A 15,773-nucleotide genomic window follows, 5' to 3' on the forward strand; every position below is an offset into this window, starting at 1 on the left:
ACTAATCCCCACCGAAGTGGTTCATCGTTCGACTTGCATGTGTTAAGCACGCCGCCAGCGTTCGTCCTGAGCCAGGATCAAACTCTCCGTGAATGTTTACCCGTGATCGGGTGACACCACGAGAGCGGAACAGTCGGAGGAATAGTCCGACCGTTCACAGCATCCTCGCTGTGTGTTACTTCAAAGGAACCTCGTCCCAGCCGAATGGCCAGAGACGGGGTATCAACATATCTGGCGTTGACTTTTGGCACGCTGTTGAGTTCTCAAGGAACGGACGCTTCCTTTGTACTCACCCTCTCGGGCTTTCCTCCGGGCGCTTCCCTTCGGTCTTGCGTTTCCGACTCTATCAGATCTTTCCGATCCGATTTCCTCGGTGCTTTCCAGGTTCCCGCTTTCGCGTTTCCCTTTCCGGCGGTTCCGACTCTATCAGATCCTTTCGGGCTCTGATTCCCCGTCAGAGGGGGCTGTCGTTCCGGCTGTTGGGCCGTTCCGACGTCTCAAACCTTAGCGGACCCTCTCGGCGATTCCCAATCGGGGTCGATCGGGCCGACGAGTGCCCAGCGGAATTGAATTCGGGCACGCCGAAGCAATTCCCACTTGGGGGTCGTGCTGGTGGTTTGGTTGCCGCTGCTGCGGCGGGAGGTACTGCCGCAGAACCGTTACGGTCCGGTGGCAACCCGGAGAACACTACGGATCCCGTAGGGGACTGTCAAGCATCGCTGTCAAGATCTTTAATCGAGGTCGCTGAGCCGACCGCCGGCGTCCGGCTGGGCGTGCTCCACCCTGCGCAGGAGGCGGGTCAGCACCTCACCGAGCGCGGTGCGGTCGTCGGCGGAGAGGTCCTGGAGCAGGTCCTCCTCGAAGACCGTGGCGAGGCGCATGGCCGACAGCCACTTCTCCCGCCCCTCCGCCGTGATCGCGACGATCACGCGCACCCGGTTGGTCTCGTCGCGCTCCCTGGTGACCAGACCCTCCGTCACCATGCGGTCGATCCGGTGCGTCATCGCGGCGGGCGTGAGGCCCAGGCGCTTGGCGAGGTCGCCGGGGCCGAGCCGGTAGGGCGCGCCGGAGAGCACGAGGGCCTTCAGCACCTCCCAGTCCGTGTTGCTGATGCCCAGCTCGGCGGTCTGGCGGCCGTACGCGACGTTCATACGGCGGTTGAGGCGGGAGAGCGCCGAGACGATCTTCTCGACCTGCGGGTCGAGGTCCTGGAACTCGCGCTGGTAGGCGGCGATCTGCTCTTCGAGTGTCGGCTCGCCGGCGCCGGAGGTGTCGCCCATGGCCGCAGTATGGCATGCGACTCCTTTGCTTTGAAGTCCTTCGGTATGTACTCTTTATCTTCGAACTTTAGCTTCTAAGTCTTCAGTCCTAACGGCTGGAGCGGACGATCCGAGAGATCAAGAGAGGGTGAACGTGACCAGGGCAATGGGCGCGGCGATGCGCCGGATCCACGTGGGCAACGCACTCAGCGCGTTCGGACTCGGCTTCACGGTCCCCTACCTGTACGTCTATGTGGCGCAGGTACGGGGACTGGGTTCTGTCACGGCGGGCCTCGTGCTCGCCGTCTTCGCCGTGGCCGCGCTGATCGTGCTGCCGTTCGCCGGGCGGGCCATCGTCCGGCGGGGCCCGCTGCCGGTACTGCTGGTCGCCCTGGTCACCGCCGCGCTCGGCGCGCTCAGCCTCGGGCTGTCGGCCTCGGCCGGCACGGTGCTGCTGTCCGCCGCCGCGCTGGGAGCCGGGCAGGCCGTGATGCAGCCCGCGCTCGCGACGATGATCGTGGACTGCTCGACGACGGAGACCCGGTCGCGCGCGTTCGCGATGCAGTTCTTCCTGCAGAACCTGGGGCTCGGCGTCGGCGGGCTCATCGGCGGTCACCTGGTCGACACCACGAGCGCGTCGTCCTTCACGCTGCTGTTCGCCATCGAGGCGGCGATGTTCCTGGTGCTGGTGGCCGTCATGGCGACGGTGCGGGCGCCGCGCGCGCCGCGGATCGAAGGGGCGCCGGGCCAGGCCGGCGGCGGAAGCTGGAAGCAGCTCCTCGGCAACCGGGCCATGGTGCAGCTGTGCGTCCTGGGCTTCGTGCTGTTCTTCGCCTGCTACGGGCAGTTCGAGTCGGGGCTGAGCGCGTACGGCGTCGAGGCGGCCGGGATCTCCACGTCCGCGCTGGGGACCGCGCTGGCGGCGAACACGCTGATGATCGTGATCGCGCAGTTCGCGGTGCTGAAGTTCGTGGAGCGGCGCAAGCGGTCCCGGGTCATCGCATCCGTGGGGCTGATCTGGGCCGTGGCATGGGCCGTGGCCGGGTACGCCGGGCTGGGGCACGGCAGCCAGACGATGGCCACGGCCGCGTTCATCTCGACGTACGCGCTGTTCGGGCTGGGTGAGGCGATGCTGTCGCCGACGCTGGCGCCGCTGGTGGCGGACCTGGCGCCGACCGGTCTCGCCGGGCAGTACAACTCCGCCTTCGCCCTGGTGAAGCAGCTCGCGCTGGCGATCGGTCCGGCGGTCGGCGGGCCGCTCGGGGCCTCGCTGCACGCGCCGTACATCGTGGCGTTCCTGTTGTTCTCGCTGGGCATCACGGTGCTGGCGGTGCGGCTGGGGCGGCAGCTCACCGACGTACAGAACCAGCCGTCGCTGGCCAGGAGCCGGGTGGTCACGCAGGGCGGGGCGCCGGCCGACGCCGTGGTGGTCGCGGAGGCGTGAGCGGGCCTGGCGGGTGGCGGCGGGGCCGGGGTCCGTACCGGCTCCGCCGTCGGCTCAGGGCTTCTGCAGGACGAACTCGCACCAGACGGCCTTGCCGCCGCCCGGGGTGCGCCTGGACCCCCAGTTGGAGGCGATCGTCGCGACGATGGCGATGCCCCGGCCGGACTCGTCCCCCGGCTCCGCGCGGCGGCGTCGGGGCAGATGGTCGTCGCCGTCGGTCACCTCGATGATCAGGCGGCGGTCGGTACGGCGCAGCCGCAGCCGCATCGGCGGGGTGCCGTGCTGGAGGGAGTTGGCGACCAGTTCGCTGGTGGCCAGGACGCCGAGGTCGTGCAGCTCGGCGGGGAAGCGCCAGCTGGTGAGGACGCCGGAGGCGAAGGCACGCGCGCGTGGGGCCGCTTCCACACCGCCGAGCAGTTCCAGGGCGGCGTTGCGGAACAGCTCGGCCTCGGCGCCCTTGCGGGCGGGGTGCTGGAGGACCAGGACGGCGACGTCGTCGTCGTGGTCCGGGGTGACGCCCGCCGAGCGGACCAGCCGGTCGCAGACCACCTGGGGCGTGCCGGTGGCGCCGGACAGCGCACGTTCCAGGGCGGCGATGCCCTCGTCGAGGTCCTCGTCACGGCGTTCGACCAGGCCGTCGGTGTAGAGGACGGCCGTGGAGCCGGGAGGCAGGGCGATCGAGCCGGACGCGTGGATCCAGCCGCCGGTGCCCAGCGGCGGGCCGGTGGGTTCGTCGGCGCGCTGGACGGTGCCGTCCTCGTCGCGGACCAGGATCGGGAGGTGGCCGGCGGACGCGTAGACCAGCCGGCCCTCGTTCGGGTCGTGGATGGCGTAGACGCAGGTGGCGATCTGGTTGGCGTCGATCTCGGCGGCGAGGCCGTCGAGGAGCTGGAGCACCTCGTGCGGGGGCAGGTCGAGACGGGCGTAGGCCCTCACCGCCGTACGGAGCTGGCCCATGACGGCCGCCGCGCGGACGCCTCGGCCCATGACGTCGCCGATGACCAGGGCGGTGCGGCCGCCGCCGAGGGTGATCACGTCGTACCAGTCGCCGCCGACCGCGGCCTCGGTGCCGCCGGGGTGGTAGGTGGCGGCGACGCGCAGGTCGTCGGGCTCCTCCAGCTCCTGCGGGAGCAGGGAGCGCTGGAGGGTGACGGCGGTCTCGCGCTGGCTGCGTTCGCTCGCGCGCAGGCGGCCGGCGGCTTCGGCGTGGTCGGTGACGTCGGTCGCGAAGACGAGCACTCCGCGGCCGTCGCCGTTGAGCCCGGCGGTGACCGGGGTGCAGGTGAAGGTGTACGAGCGGCCGTCCGGGGCCTTGCGGGACTTGAGGGTGCGGGGTCTGCCGCTGCGCTGGACCTGGTCCAGGAGCGGGAAGAGGCCCGGCTCGTCCAGCTCGGGCAGGGCCTCGCGGGCGCGGGCGCCGAGGTCGCGGATTCCGAAGGCGGCGACGTAGGCGTCGTTGACGTAGGCGAGGCGGTGTTCGGGGCCGTGCAGGAGGGCGACGAGGGCCGGGACGCGGCCGAGCACGTCGCGGACGGGCAGTTCGTCCACGCTGGGGACGTCGGCGGCGGGCGGGGCTTCGTCGGTCAGCTGTTCGGCGCGGGCGGCGGGTACGGAGCCGTCCGCCCGCCGGTCCGGGGAGAGGGCCGTGTCGGTCCGCGCGGCGGCGCGGCGCTGTGTTCCGGGGAGTCGGGCGCTCCAGCGCGTGAAGTTCACGAATCCTTGCCTCGTGTAGTTGTCGGCGGCCGGGGACCGGGACGGGCCGGGGCGGCCCGGGCCCCGGGGGCCGCGCTGGGGCGAGCGGCGGCGCGCCCGCGGTGGTGGACCAGTCTGGCAGGGTGCCCGCCTGGCCGACATCCGTCAGACGCCCCAGTGGCCGGGGGAGTTCCTGCGTCCGGTCAGGACGACCCCTTCGGGTTGTGCGGGGGCTCCTGAGAAGGCTTTCCACCGGCCGCGAGTTCGAACTCCGCCCGCGGATGTTCGAGTGAGCCCAGGGAGACGATCTCCCGTTTGAAGAGCCCGGCGATCACCCATTCGGCCAGTACGCGCGCCTTGCGGTTGACGGTGGGGACGCGGCTGAGGTGGTAGGCGCGGTGCATGAACCACGCGGGGTAGCCCTTGAGCTTGCGCCCGTAGACGTGTGCGACGCCCTTGTGGAAGCCGAGGGAGGCGACGGAGCCCGCGTACCGGTGCGCGTACGTGTCGAGGGGCTCGCCGCGCAGGGCGTGGGTGACGTTGTCGCCGAGGACCCGGGCCTGGCGGACGGCGTGCTGTGCGTTGGGGGCGCAGTTCCGGCCCGGTTCGGCCGCGGTGACGTCGGGGACGGCGGCGGCGTCACCGGCCGCCCACGCGTGCGGGGCGCCGTCGACCGACAGGTGGGTGGTGCAGGCGAGCCGGCCGCGGTCGTCGAGGGGCAGGTCGGTGGCGGCGAGGACGGGGTGCGGTTTGGCGCCGGCCGTCCAGACGACCGTGCGGGTGGGGAAGCGGGAGCCGTCGCTGAGGACGGCGACGCGGTCGGCGCAGGACTCCAGGCGGGTGTCCAGGCGTACGTCGATGTTGCGGCGGCGCAGTTCGGTGACCGTGTAGCGGCCCAGTTCCTCGCCGACCTCGGGCAGGATGCGGCCCGACGCCTCGACGAGGATCCACTTCATGTCCTCGGGGGTGACGTTGTGGTAGTACCGCGCGGCGTAGCGGGCCATGTCCTCCAGCTCGCCCAGGGCCTCCACGCCCGCGTAGCCGCCGCCGACGAAGACGAAGGTGAGGGCGGCGTCGCGGATGGCGGGATCGCGGGTGGAGGAGGCGATGTCCATCTGTTCGAGGACGTGGTTGCGCAGGCCGATGGCCTCCTCGACGGTCTTGAAACCGACGCCGTGGTCGGCGAGTCCGGGCACGGGCAGGGTGCGCGAGACGGAGCCGGGGGCGAGGACGAGTTCGTCGTAGGTCAGCCGGCGGGCGCCCGTCCTCTCCTCGTCGGTGGCGAGGGTGGTGATGGTGGCGGTGCGGGTCGTGTGGTCGATGGACCGGGCCTCGCCGACGACGACGTCGCACTGGCCGAGGACCCGGCGCAGGGGCACGACGACGTGCCGAGGAGAGATGGAACCGGCCGCCGCCTCGGGAAGGAACGGCTGATAGGTCATGTAGGCGTCCGGGGTGACGACCGTGATCTCGGCCTCGCCCCGCCGCAGTTCGCCCTTGAGATTCCGTTGCAGCCGCAGGGCCGTGTACATCCCGACGTAGCCACCGCCGACAACGAGAATGCGCGCACGTTCCTTCACCATCCCATGACGCACCCGGCGCTTGCGTTTGTCCACAGGCTCGTCAATTTGTGTGACCGGAGATCGTCGGGGCTCCCAGCCCCTGGAATCAACGTCGCACGGTGTGATCACGCAGGTCAGCGTGGGTGAGTGGGGGCTCGGAGGACGGCACATTCGGGGCGGGTGCGATCCGTGCTCCGATCGAGGGGCGCTCCGTGCGGAACGTGCCCCTTCTGAATTGACCCCCGCTCAACTATGTTCTTTCCCACGGTGTGTAGGGGGATGTGCTCATGGGGTCCGCGACGGGCGGGCCGCCCAACCGGGCCCGTTCCACTCACTCCGGCTTTCGATGGCGGGGAGTGTCTCCGGGGGGAGACGTCATTACCGGGGGATTGTCTATGCATGTTCAGGATTCTCATTGGTCGTCCGCGTCGGCCGTCGCGCCCGGCGGTGCGATGAGCACGGCGGCGGGCGGCGCACGCGGAGACACGGCACGGAGCGCGCCCTTGCGCGTGGACGCCCAGCGCAATCTGGAGCACGTGCTGCGCGCGGCGCGGGAGGTGTTCGGCGAGCTGGGGTACGGCGCGCCGATGGAGGACGTGGCGCGGCGCGCGCGGGTCGGCGTCGGCACGGTGTACCGGCGCTTTCCGAGCAAGGACGTGCTGGTGCGCCGGATAGCCGAGGAGGAGACGGCACGGCTCACCGACCAGGCCCGCACCGCGCTCGGGCAGGAGGACGAGCCGTGGTCGGCGCTGTCCCGCTTCCTGCGGACGTCGGTTGCCTCGGGCGCCGGCCGGCTGCTGCCGCCGCAGGTGCTGCGGGTCGGGGTGTCGGACGACGCCGACAGCGACGGTGGCGTGAGCGGTTCCGGCGGTGCGGCCACCGGTGATCCACGGGTGCCGCAGCAGCGGATACAGCCGGGCACCGGCGAGCTGCGGCTGGTGCCCGAGGAGTCCGCCGCGGCCAGGGTGCCGGCCGTCGGCGGAGGTTCCGTCGCGGGCGCCGCAACCTCTGCCACAGGTCCTGCGGCAGGTCCCACGGCAAGTTCTGCCGCGAGTTCCGGGCCGGGTTCCGTGCCGGGTTCCGTGGTCGGCGACGACGGTGCCGCCGCGCTGCTGGAGGTCGTGGGCCGGCTCGTGGAGCGGGCCCGCACGGCGGGTGAGCTGCGGCCGGACGTGTCGGTGTCGGACGTACTGCTGGTCATAGCCACGGCGGCGCCCTCGCTGCCGGACCCGGCCCAGCAGGCGGCGGCCTCGGCCCGGCTGCTGGACATCCTGCTGGAGGGGCTGCGGTCGCGGCCGGTGTGAGAGCGGCGGCGCCTTCGGGGCCCCTATCTCCTTCCCCGAACGGCTGAGCGTTATTACCGCGGCACCTGAAGTCCGCACAGACGAGTGACGGTCGGCACAGGGGGGTCCTGAACAAAAGCCAATATGGCACGCTGACCCGGTGTTCGGACGGGCTGGGCAGGTTGGCGGGGGCTTTCCGCGATGAGCGTTGACGGGCGGGACGGGTCACTCGGTGACGGCGAGAGCGGTCCCGGTGACGTCGAGACCGGCGAGAGCCGGGGCGGCCGCACCGGGGACGGTGACGCCCGCGCGGGCGACTCGCCGCAGGTGCCGGGCCAGGGCGGTCCGCCCCGTGCCGGGCGGGACGCCGCTCCCGTGGAGGACGGCGGCCGGAGCCCCGCCCAGGACGGCGGCCGCGAGGGCCCCGCCGAGGACGAGCGCCCCGCGGGGACCGGTGTCCCGGCCCAGCGCGAGCTGCACGAGGACAGCGTCCTGCCACCGCCGCGCGACCTGTACGACGACGACGGCATCCTGCCGCCGCCGCGCGAGCTGCCGGCGTCCGACGCCGAGCTGATCGCGCGGATGCGCTCGGGCGACGACGCGGCCTACGAGGAGCTGTACCGGCGCCACGCGGACGCGGTACGCCGGTACGCGCGCACCTGCTGCCGCGACGCCCACACCGCGGACGACCTCACCGCCGAGGTGTTCGCCCGCATGCTCCAGGCGGTGCGCGGCGGTTCGGGACCCGAGCACGCCGTACGCGCCTACCTGCTCACCGCGGTCCGGCGCGTCGCCGCCGGCTGGACCCGGTCGGCCGGACGGGAGCAACTCGTCGAGGACTTCGCGGTGTTCGCCGCACAGGCCGCGCACACCGCGAAGGTGCCGGACGACGACACCCTGGAGCTGGGCGCCGACGTCCGCGCCATGCACGAGGCCGAGCAGTCGATGGCGATGCGGGCGTTCCGGTCGCTGCCGGAGCGGTGGCAGGCCGTGCTGTGGCACACCGAGGTCGAGGACGAGTCGCCGAGCGAGGTGGCCATGCTCTTCGGGCTGGACGCCAACGGCACCCGTGTCCTGGCCAGCCGCGCCCGCGAGGGGCTCAAGCAGGCCTACCTCCAGGCCCACGTCAGCGATGCGCTCGCCACCGACGAGGAGTGCGCCCGCTACGCCGACCAGCTCGGCACGTACGCGCGCGGCAGGCTGCGCATCCGGGCCGAACGCGGACTGCGCAAACACCTGGAGGAGTGCGCGAGGTGCCGGCTGGCCGCGACCCAGATCAAGGAGGTCGCCAGCGGCATTCCCGCCGTGGTGCCCGTCGCGGTCATCGGCTGGTTCGGTGTCGCCGGGTACGCGAAGGCGGCGGGGCTCATCGCCGGGGGCGCGGGAGCCGGTGCGGCGGGAGCCGCGGGCGCGGCGGCCGCGGCGAGCGGCGGTGCGTCCGGCGGAGCGGGCGCCGGTGCCGGTGCGGCGGCCTCCGAGGGGCTGGGCGCGCCGGTGAAGGCGGGGATCGCGGCCGGTGTGGTCGCGGTGGCCGCGGCGGCGGCGCTGGCCCTGGCCCTGATCGGCGACGACACCCCGGACAAGGAGCCGCCGAAGGCCGCCCCGCCCGCCTCCTCACCGGTGGCACAACCCGCCCCGGACACCCCCACGCCCTCGACCCGACCGCCCCGCCCACCCGAACCGGTGGCGGCCCCCAAGCCGACCCCCACCCCGAAACCGACCCCCACCCCCACCCCCACGCCCACGCCCACCCCCACCCCGACTCCCCCGCCGAAGCCGAAGCCGACCCCCACCCCGACACCACCCCCTCCGCCTCCACCCCCACCACCGCCCGCCCCGACCATCTACCAGTGGAGCGAGCTGGCGTACGACGTGAGCGGCGACGGCACCGGCCCCGAGATGCGGCTGGCCGGAAGCAGCTGGGTCTGGCAGCGCTCCGGCCTGTCGGTCGACGACGTGTCGTACGCACACGGCGTCACCGTCAAAGGACGCTCCTCGGTCACCATCGACCTCAACCGCGAGTGCTCGTCCTACGACGCGCTGGCCGGCGTCGACGACCTGACGATGAAGCTGGGCAAGGTCCACTTCTCGGTGTACGCGGACGACGTCCGGCTGTGGAACTCGGGAATGATCAAGGGCGGGGACCCCGCGGTACCGGTCCATGTGGACATCACGGGACGCGAGACGCTGCGGCTGGTGACCGAGCCGCACAGCCACTTCGACTCGTTGGCGCTCGCGGACTGGGCCCAGTCCCGCTTCACCTGCGCGTAGGAGCCTGCGCGACCGGCCGCCGCACCGCCGTCTCCAGCTCGCCGACGACGTCCCCGGGCGTGAGACCGGCGCCCGCGGCCACCTCGGCGGCGTACCGCTCCGGGCCGAGGGCACCGCGGGCGGCGGCCTCGGCCCGCTCGGCGTGCGCCCGGTCCGGCATGGGGCGCGGGCGGTCGCCGCGCCAGTGTCCGGCCGCGCCCAGCAGCCGCACCGCACGGGCCTGGTCGCCGAGGTCGCTCAGCAGCCCGGCCGCGCTGTCCACCAGCGTCGCGAGGACCAGCTCGGCGCACCGCTCCTCGACGGCCGTCCGCAGAGCGTCCGCCAGCAACGGCAAGGCGGCGCCCGGGCCCGACTCGCCCGCCGTCACGAGCGCGTCCACCAGCCCCAGCATCGCGAGGAACTGCGGCGGCGGCGTGCCGCGCAGGCACTCCTCGCAGGCCCCCTCCCACAGGACGCGGGCCCGCTCGAACTCCTCGTCGACCACCGCGAGTCCGGCCCGCAGCATCAGGACGAAGGCCTTGGAGTCCACCACGCCGTACCGGTCGGCCGCGGCACCGGCCTCGTCGAGTACGCCCAGCGCCGTGCCGTGGTCCCCCTCGCGGTAGGCGATCTCGGCGAGCCGGGCGATGAGGAACGGCGCCTCCGCGAAGGCCCCCACCTCCTCGGCGAGCCGCAGCGCCTCCGCGTACTCGGCCCTGGCCTCCTCGTAGCGGCCGCGCACCATGGCGGCCTCGCCGAAGGCGCTGCACACCTGGGCCTCCACCAGACGGTCGCCGACACGACGGCTGAGCACACGCATCTCCGCCAGATCGTCGTCGATGCCCACCGGAGTGCCCGAGATGTCGACCACCGCATGCGTACGGAACATGAGACTCGCGGCGATCTCCCACTCGCCCCCATGAGCACGGCAGTTGGCGACGGAGGCGTCCATGGACCCCCGGACGTCCCCCGAGTCGCTGACGAAGAACTCGGTCAGCGGCCAGACGAGACCGGGCACCCGGGCCGCTTCGGGGCCGCCCGCCGCGAAGTGGTCCCGCACCCGCCGGACGTACCGCCGCATGCGCTCGTCCAGCAGCCCTTCCCTCGGCGCGGTCTCGAAGGTGAGGAGGATGTGCATCATCCGCACCTGCATGCGCAAGGCGTGCAGCGGATGCGTCGGACCGCCCTCACTCCCGTCCAGAAGCGCGCCAACATGATCGGCGGCAGCGATACGCCGTGCGAGGACGTCCGCCCCCGGCACCCGCCCGCCGCCCCCCACGTCCAGGGCGGCTCCGAGACGCAGCACCCGATCCAGCCACCTGACGCCTTCTTGCCGGTAGTTGCGCAGCCACCAGAACCAGCCCATGGCGAGCGCGAGGGCCGCGGCCTCCGGCTCGTCGCCCGCGCTGAGGGAGCGGTCGAGGGCAGTGCGGATGTTGTCGTGCTCGGTCTCCAGCCGGGAGATGTACGGCAGTTGCCCGGCCGAGCGCAGCAGCGGGTCGGCTTCCTGGGCCAGGGCCCGCGCCCACGCGCGGTGGGCGCGTTCGGCGGCGTCGCGCAGCCCGGGTGTCTCGGCGGCGCGTTCCTCCGCGTACTCGTGGATGGTCTCCAGCAGTCGATAGCGCATGGCGGCACCGTCGGTGCCCGGGCCGGCGACGACGAGGGACTTGTCGACGAGGGCCCCCAGGAGGTCCGCCGCGGGCCCGGTGCCCACGGCCTCCGCGGCGGCCAGGTCCCAGCCGCCCGCGAAGACCGACAGTTCGCGCAGCAAGGTGCGTTCCGCCTCGTCCAGGAGGTCCCAGGACCAGTCGACGACCGCGCGCAGCGTCTGCTGGCGGGGCAGGACGGTACGGCTGCCCGAGGTGAGCAGGCGGAAGCGGTCGTCGAGCCGGTCGGCGATCTCCCGCGGGGTGAGCAGCCGCAGCCGGGCGGCCGCCAGCTCGATGGCCAGCGGCAGTCCGTCGAGGCGCCGGCAGATCTCGGCAACCGCCTCCGCGTCCCGCAGGACCGCGTCCGCGTCGGGACGCACGGCGCCGGCGCGCGCGGTGAACAGGCGCTGCGCCTGCTCCTGGGTGAGCGGCTCGACCGGCCGCACCGACTCGCCGGGCACGCCCAGGGGTTCCCGGCTGGTGGCGAGGATGGTGAGGCCCGGGCAGCGGGTCAGCAGGGTCTCGGCGAGCCGGGCCGCCGCGCCGATGACGTGTTCGCAGTTGTCGAGGACCAGGAGTTGGCTGCGCGGGGCGCAGTACTCGACGAGCAGGGCGACGGGGTCGTCCTGCACGGCCGGCCGGTCGCCGGTCAGCAGCACGGTCTCGCGCAGTCCGAGGGCGTTGACGACCGCGCCGGGCACCGCGTCCGGCCGGTCGAGCGGGGCGAGCTCGACGAGCCATGCCTGCTCAAGCCCGGCGGCGGCCTCCTCGGCGAGGCGGGTCTTTCCGGATCCGCCCGGTCCGGTGAGGGTGACGAGGCGGGCCCCGGTCAGTTCGGAACGGAGGGCGTCGAGCTCCGGTTCCCGCCCCACGAAGGTGGTCAGCCGAGGCCTGATGTTGCCCTTGCGGCCGTCGGAGGAGGCCCGCTCGGGTGCCGGGGCGGGCCGCTGCGCGTCCCCGGTGCCGAGCAGTTCGGCGTGCAGGGCGCGCAGCCGGGGGCCGGGTTCGGTGCCGAGGCCGTCGGCGAGGGTGCGGCGGGCGCTCTCGTAGGCGGCCAGGGCGTCGGCGTCGCGCCCGGAGGCGCGCAGGGCGGCGATGAGGAGGGCGTGCAGCGGTTCGTCGTACGGGTGGTCGTTGGTCAGTTCACGCAGCCGCGGTACGGCGTCGTGGGCGTCGCCGAGGCGCAGACCGGCGTCGATACGGGCACGGGTCGCCTCCAGGCGCAGGGCGTCGGGGCCGGCGGCGTGACCGGGGAGGTCGGCCAGGGCGGGGCCGCGCCAGAGGGCGAGCGCCTCGTCCAGGTGCCGGGCGGCGGTCGGGGCGTCGCCGTGTGCGAGGGCGGTGGTGCCTCGCCGTACGAGGCGCTCGAAAACGAACAGGTCCACGTCGTCGCGAGTCGCCGCGAGCCGGTACCCGCCGGGGGCGGAGGCGACGGCCTCTTTGCCGACGGTACGGCGGAGGCGGCCGACCAGGGCCTGGAGGGCGGCGGGGGCGTCCTGCGGGGGGTCGTCCTCGGCCCAGACCTCGTCGATCAGCGTGGTGGGGGTGACGACGTCGCCGGGGCGCAGGGCGAGGGCGGCGAGCAGCGCGCGTAGGCGGGGGCCGCCGGGGTTTACGACGGTGCCGTGGTCCTCCGTCTGGGTGACGCCCAGGATTCTGTACCGCACGGAGTCATTGTCGCCGCACCGGTGTGGTGCGGGCACCCGGCGTCGGCGCGATCAGTGACCCAGGGAGGTCTTGGCACGCGGGGCGGGTGCGGGGTAGGTCGCGTGGCCCGGCGCTGTACAAGGCACCCGGCGTGGGTGCGGGCGCGAGGGGGACGCGGCCCGGCGTAGCGGGGTGCCGCTGCGCCCACCCGTGCCGCCCCAGCGGCACGACTGCCCGCAGCTAAGGCGGCATGGCGACTGCCCGCAGCCGTGGCGGCGTGGCGGCTACGCGCAGCTGGCACGGGGGCGACGCGGCGGGGGAGCCGCGTACGGCGAGAAGGGGACGTGTCGGGGGGTGTCCGCCCGCAGCGGTTGGCGCGTCAACGCCCCGAGCCTCTTCAAGTGACCGATTCCGCGCCGTTCCGAGGACGGACACCCCCCGGCGCGGCCCCGACCCACCCACCACACGCACCGCGCCACGCGCACCCCCACCACGCCGCAGGCATCCACCTCAGACCCGCCGCACGACCGCCCCGGCCCCGCCCAGCGCCCCCCGCTGAGGCACGATGCCCGCGGGTACCGCCCGTTGGCGGGCCGGGGTGCCGGTCCAGCAGGTGCCGCGGCGGGCCAGCAGGCGGCCGAGCCACAGCTCCAGCGAGACGAGGTCGGCCAGCCCGTCCAGCGGCAGCGGCTCACCCGCGGCCGCCGCCCGCACCGCCTTGCGCACGACCCGCGCCTCCACGAGCCCCGCCTCCGCGAGCAGCGGCCGGTCGAAGAGCCCCAGCAGGGAGTCCGCAGCGACCCGCAGCCCCGTCCGCGCCGTGGAGGCCGCCAGCGCCTGCGTGGGCGCCCCCCACCCGCTCGGCAACTCGCTCACCCCCGCCCCCTCCAGCACCGTCCGCAGAATCGCCGCCCGCGCCCCCGGCTGCACCCGCAGCGCCTCCGGCAGGGCCCGGCAGGCCCGGACGACCTGGTTGTCCAGGAACGGCGTGTGCAGCCGCTGGAAGCGGATCTCCGCGGCCTGTTCGAGCACCCGCACCTCCGCCGCCTGCCGAGCCAGCGCCGCCCGCGCCCGGAAGTCCCCCGGACGCTGCCCTGGGCCCACCCCCGACCGCTGCGAGGACGTCTGCAGGCGAACCGATACTTCAGCCAGCGCCTCTCCGGTCAGCCACCGCGCCGCCGGCCCCGCCCCGGCCCAGGTCAGCGCGGCCAAAGAGGCGTCCATCGCCCCGTCGCCCGGCGTGTCGAACCGCCTGCGCAGCAACCGCTCGGCGAGCACCTCAAGCCCGCTCCGGTACGGCGTGCGCGCCAGCCGCCGCGCCGCGCCGTACACGCGCGCGGGGACCAGCACCGACCCGTCGGCCTTGGCCAGCGCCGCGACCGGCCGGACCAGATGGCGCCGCTTGCGGTCCATGAGCAGGTCGGCGAGGCGCGCCGGATGCGCGTCCAGCACCTGCCGCGCCCCGTACCCGGTGAAGTGGTCCGCGCTGCCCGCCGCAAGCCGCGCCCGGTGCCGCGCCGCGGCGACCAGGGACGACCCCGGTTCGTCGGTCAGCGGCCCGTCCAGCGCGGCGTACGGCAGCATCTCCTCGCCGCCGGTGACCACCACGTGGTGCAGCCGCGGGTTGGCCGCGAGCGCCCCCGCCCGCGCCAGCTCGGGCTCCTGCCCGCCAACGGCGAGGTCGTTGAAGGTGACGGCCAGCAGCCGCTCCCCCGCCCCGGTCCCGTGTCCGAGCACGGCCCCCGGCATCCCCGGCATCCCCGGCAGCCCGGCCGCCAGCAGCGCCAGCGTGCCCGAGGCCGGCCCGCCGGACAGGTCGGCCCCGATCCCCGGCACCGGCATCCCCCGCGCCGCCCGCCGCTCCGCGGGCCCCATGCCCGGGACGGGCCCGGGGTCGATGCCGTCCCCGGGGACGTGCCGCGGCGCGGCGAGCCGGGTGCGCACCGCGTCCACCAGGGCGTCCCGCACACCGTCCACCGCGCGGTCGGGGTCGGCCGAGGGCGCCGCGACGGCGAGCGAGGCCACCGGTTCGTACCCGGCGATCTCCCGCGCCCCGGCGCGCAGGATCAGCGCGTGCCCCGGCGGAACGCGCTTCACGCCGTCGTACGGGGTGGAGTCGTCCAGCGCGGCCGGCACGTCGGGCGTGGCGAGCAGCGCGGCGAGGTGGCCGAAGTCGAGGTTGGCCTCGACGAGGTCGGCCAGCGGCAGCGCGGCGGTCGCGTAGGCGGTGCCGGACGCCCAGGGGGTGTGGAAGACCGGCCGCGCGCCCGCGAGGTCGCCGCAGACGGTGATCCGCCGCCCCACCTGGACGACGGCGGTGTAGCTGCCGGGCCACGCCGTCAGATGCCGAAGCGCGCCCCCGCGCGCGGCGAACAGCGCGACCCGCAGCTGCTCGTCGCTCGCGCCGCAGATGCCGAGCACGGCGATCCGGGTCTGCGCGTCGGCGGCGACGACGCGCACCTCGTCGGGACGCCAGTCGCCCACCGCCCAGAGGGGATCGGGGTCGCCCCACAACGGCTGGGCGCCCACGGGCTGCACGGTCTCACCGTCGTAGCCGGTGGCCCCGGCGGAGCCGGCCGCCCCGGCGATCCCCGCTGCTCCTGCTCCCACGGCGGCGCTGCTCCACCCCACCAACCACCGCATCGACGCCTCCACAGGCTGGGGAAACCAGTGCACCGTACGAACTGGTTCCCCATGCTGCCATGAAGGGCGCGCCACAGAGCGTCGGCGGAGCCGCGTGTGCTCCGCGAGTGCGCCCCGCGGAGACTCACGCGAGAACGCCGGGACATCGCCGCGGGACCGTCAACTCCCGTTACCCCACGGCGAAGACGACGCGAATGCGCCCCCGCAACGCGCCCTTTGGCTCCCCAACGCGCCCTCAACTCCCATGGTGGGGGCGGTTGTACCCCGAAATCACCAACGGTGATTTTCAGCCAAATCGGCGCCACGCGGCCACACTCGAACACGCTCCGTACAAACTTTGCGCA

At 73.8% G+C, this 15,773-nt stretch carries 8 protein-coding genes and 1 rRNA gene; 3 read left to right on the plus strand and 6 right to left on the minus strand.

Annotated elements, in window-relative coordinates; genetic code table 11:
- Nucleotides 1–93 (minus strand): 16S ribosomal RNA (locus ACH4D3_RS26045); the annotation flags it as partial.
- Nucleotides 94–731: 638 nt separating this feature from the next.
- Nucleotides 732–1,280, minus strand: coding sequence for a MarR family winged helix-turn-helix transcriptional regulator (locus ACH4D3_RS26050; protein ID WP_398326414.1), 549 nt, complete (start codon nucleotides 1,278–1,280; stop codon nucleotides 732–734).
- A 145-nt stretch (nucleotides 1,281–1,425) separates the two neighbouring features.
- Between ACH4D3_RS26050 and ACH4D3_RS26055 the strand changes: the two genes are divergently transcribed.
- Nucleotides 1,426–2,703, plus strand: coding sequence for an MDR family MFS transporter (locus ACH4D3_RS26055; RefSeq protein WP_398327053.1), 1,278 nt, complete (start codon nucleotides 1,426–1,428; stop codon nucleotides 2,701–2,703).
- A gap of 54 nt (nucleotides 2,704–2,757) precedes the next feature.
- Here the strand turns inward: ACH4D3_RS26055 and ACH4D3_RS26060 are convergent, their stop codons facing one another.
- Together ACH4D3_RS26060 and ACH4D3_RS26065 are read right to left on the minus strand one after the other, a co-directional pair.
- Nucleotides 2,758–4,416 (minus strand): SpoIIE family protein phosphatase, encoded by a 1,659-nt coding sequence (locus tag ACH4D3_RS26060; RefSeq protein WP_398326417.1) that lies wholly within the window; start codon nucleotides 4,414–4,416, stop codon nucleotides 2,758–2,760.
- Nucleotides 4,417–4,598: 182 nt separating this feature from the next.
- The gene (locus tag ACH4D3_RS26065) at nucleotides 4,599–5,978 is read right to left on the minus strand and encodes an NAD(P)/FAD-dependent oxidoreductase (protein WP_398326420.1); all 1,380 of its coding nucleotides are present in this window, start codon (nucleotides 5,976–5,978) and stop codon (nucleotides 4,599–4,601) included.
- 374 nt (nucleotides 5,979–6,352) lie between these two features.
- Between ACH4D3_RS26065 and ACH4D3_RS26070 the strand changes: the two genes are divergently transcribed.
- Nucleotides 6,353–7,261 carry a TetR/AcrR family transcriptional regulator gene (locus tag ACH4D3_RS26070; RefSeq protein WP_398326422.1) on the plus strand — a complete coding sequence of 303 codons (909 nt, stop codon included), beginning with the start codon at nucleotides 6,353–6,355 and terminating at the stop codon, nucleotides 7,259–7,261.
- A 180-nt stretch (nucleotides 7,262–7,441) separates the two neighbouring features.
- Nucleotides 7,442–9,511, plus strand: coding sequence for a sigma-70 family RNA polymerase sigma factor (locus ACH4D3_RS26075; RefSeq protein WP_398326425.1), 2,070 nt, complete (start codon nucleotides 7,442–7,444; stop codon nucleotides 9,509–9,511).
- On the opposite strand, the gene ACH4D3_RS26080 is transcribed toward ACH4D3_RS26075, so the two are convergent.
- Nucleotides 9,498–12,806 (minus strand): BTAD domain-containing putative transcriptional regulator, encoded by a 3,309-nt coding sequence (locus tag ACH4D3_RS26080; protein ID WP_398326428.1) that lies wholly within the window; start codon nucleotides 12,804–12,806, stop codon nucleotides 9,498–9,500. The two genes, ACH4D3_RS26075 and ACH4D3_RS26080, sit on opposite strands and share 14 nt — an antisense overlap.
- Nucleotides 12,807–13,296: 490 nt before the next feature.
- A complete protein-coding gene (locus tag ACH4D3_RS26085) occupies nucleotides 13,297–15,429 on the minus strand; it encodes an asparagine synthase-related protein (protein ID WP_398326431.1) in 2,133 nt (710 codons plus the stop codon).
- Nucleotides 15,430–15,773 lie beyond the last annotated feature (344 nt).

The organism is Streptomyces sp. NPDC018026 (assembly GCF_044327745.1).
Taxonomy (GTDB): Bacteria; Actinomycetota; Actinomycetes; order Streptomycetales; family Streptomycetaceae; genus Streptomyces; species Streptomyces rubrogriseus.

What these genes read in the sequence shown, in the direction of transcription:
- ACH4D3_RS26050 (WP_398326414.1), bottom strand. Translation starts at nt 1,280, where the DNA reads ATGGGCGACACCTCCGGCGCCGGCGAGCCGACACTCGAAGAGCAGATC.
- ACH4D3_RS26055 (WP_398327053.1), top strand. Translation starts at nt 1,426, where the DNA reads ATGGGCGCGGCGATGCGCCGGATCCACGTGGGCAACGCACTCAGCGCG.
- ACH4D3_RS26065 (WP_398326420.1), bottom strand. Translation starts at nt 5,978, where the DNA reads ATGGTGAAGGAACGTGCGCGCATTCTCGTTGTCGGCGGTGGCTACGTC.
- ACH4D3_RS26070 (WP_398326422.1), top strand. Translation starts at nt 6,353, where the DNA reads ATGCATGTTCAGGATTCTCATTGGTCGTCCGCGTCGGCCGTCGCGCCC.
- ACH4D3_RS26075 (WP_398326425.1), top strand. Translation starts at nt 7,442, where the DNA reads ATGAGCGTTGACGGGCGGGACGGGTCACTCGGTGACGGCGAGAGCGGT.
- ACH4D3_RS26085 (WP_398326431.1), bottom strand. Translation starts at nt 15,429, where the DNA reads ATGCGGTGGTTGGTGGGGTGGAGCAGCGCCGCCGTGGGAGCAGGAGCA.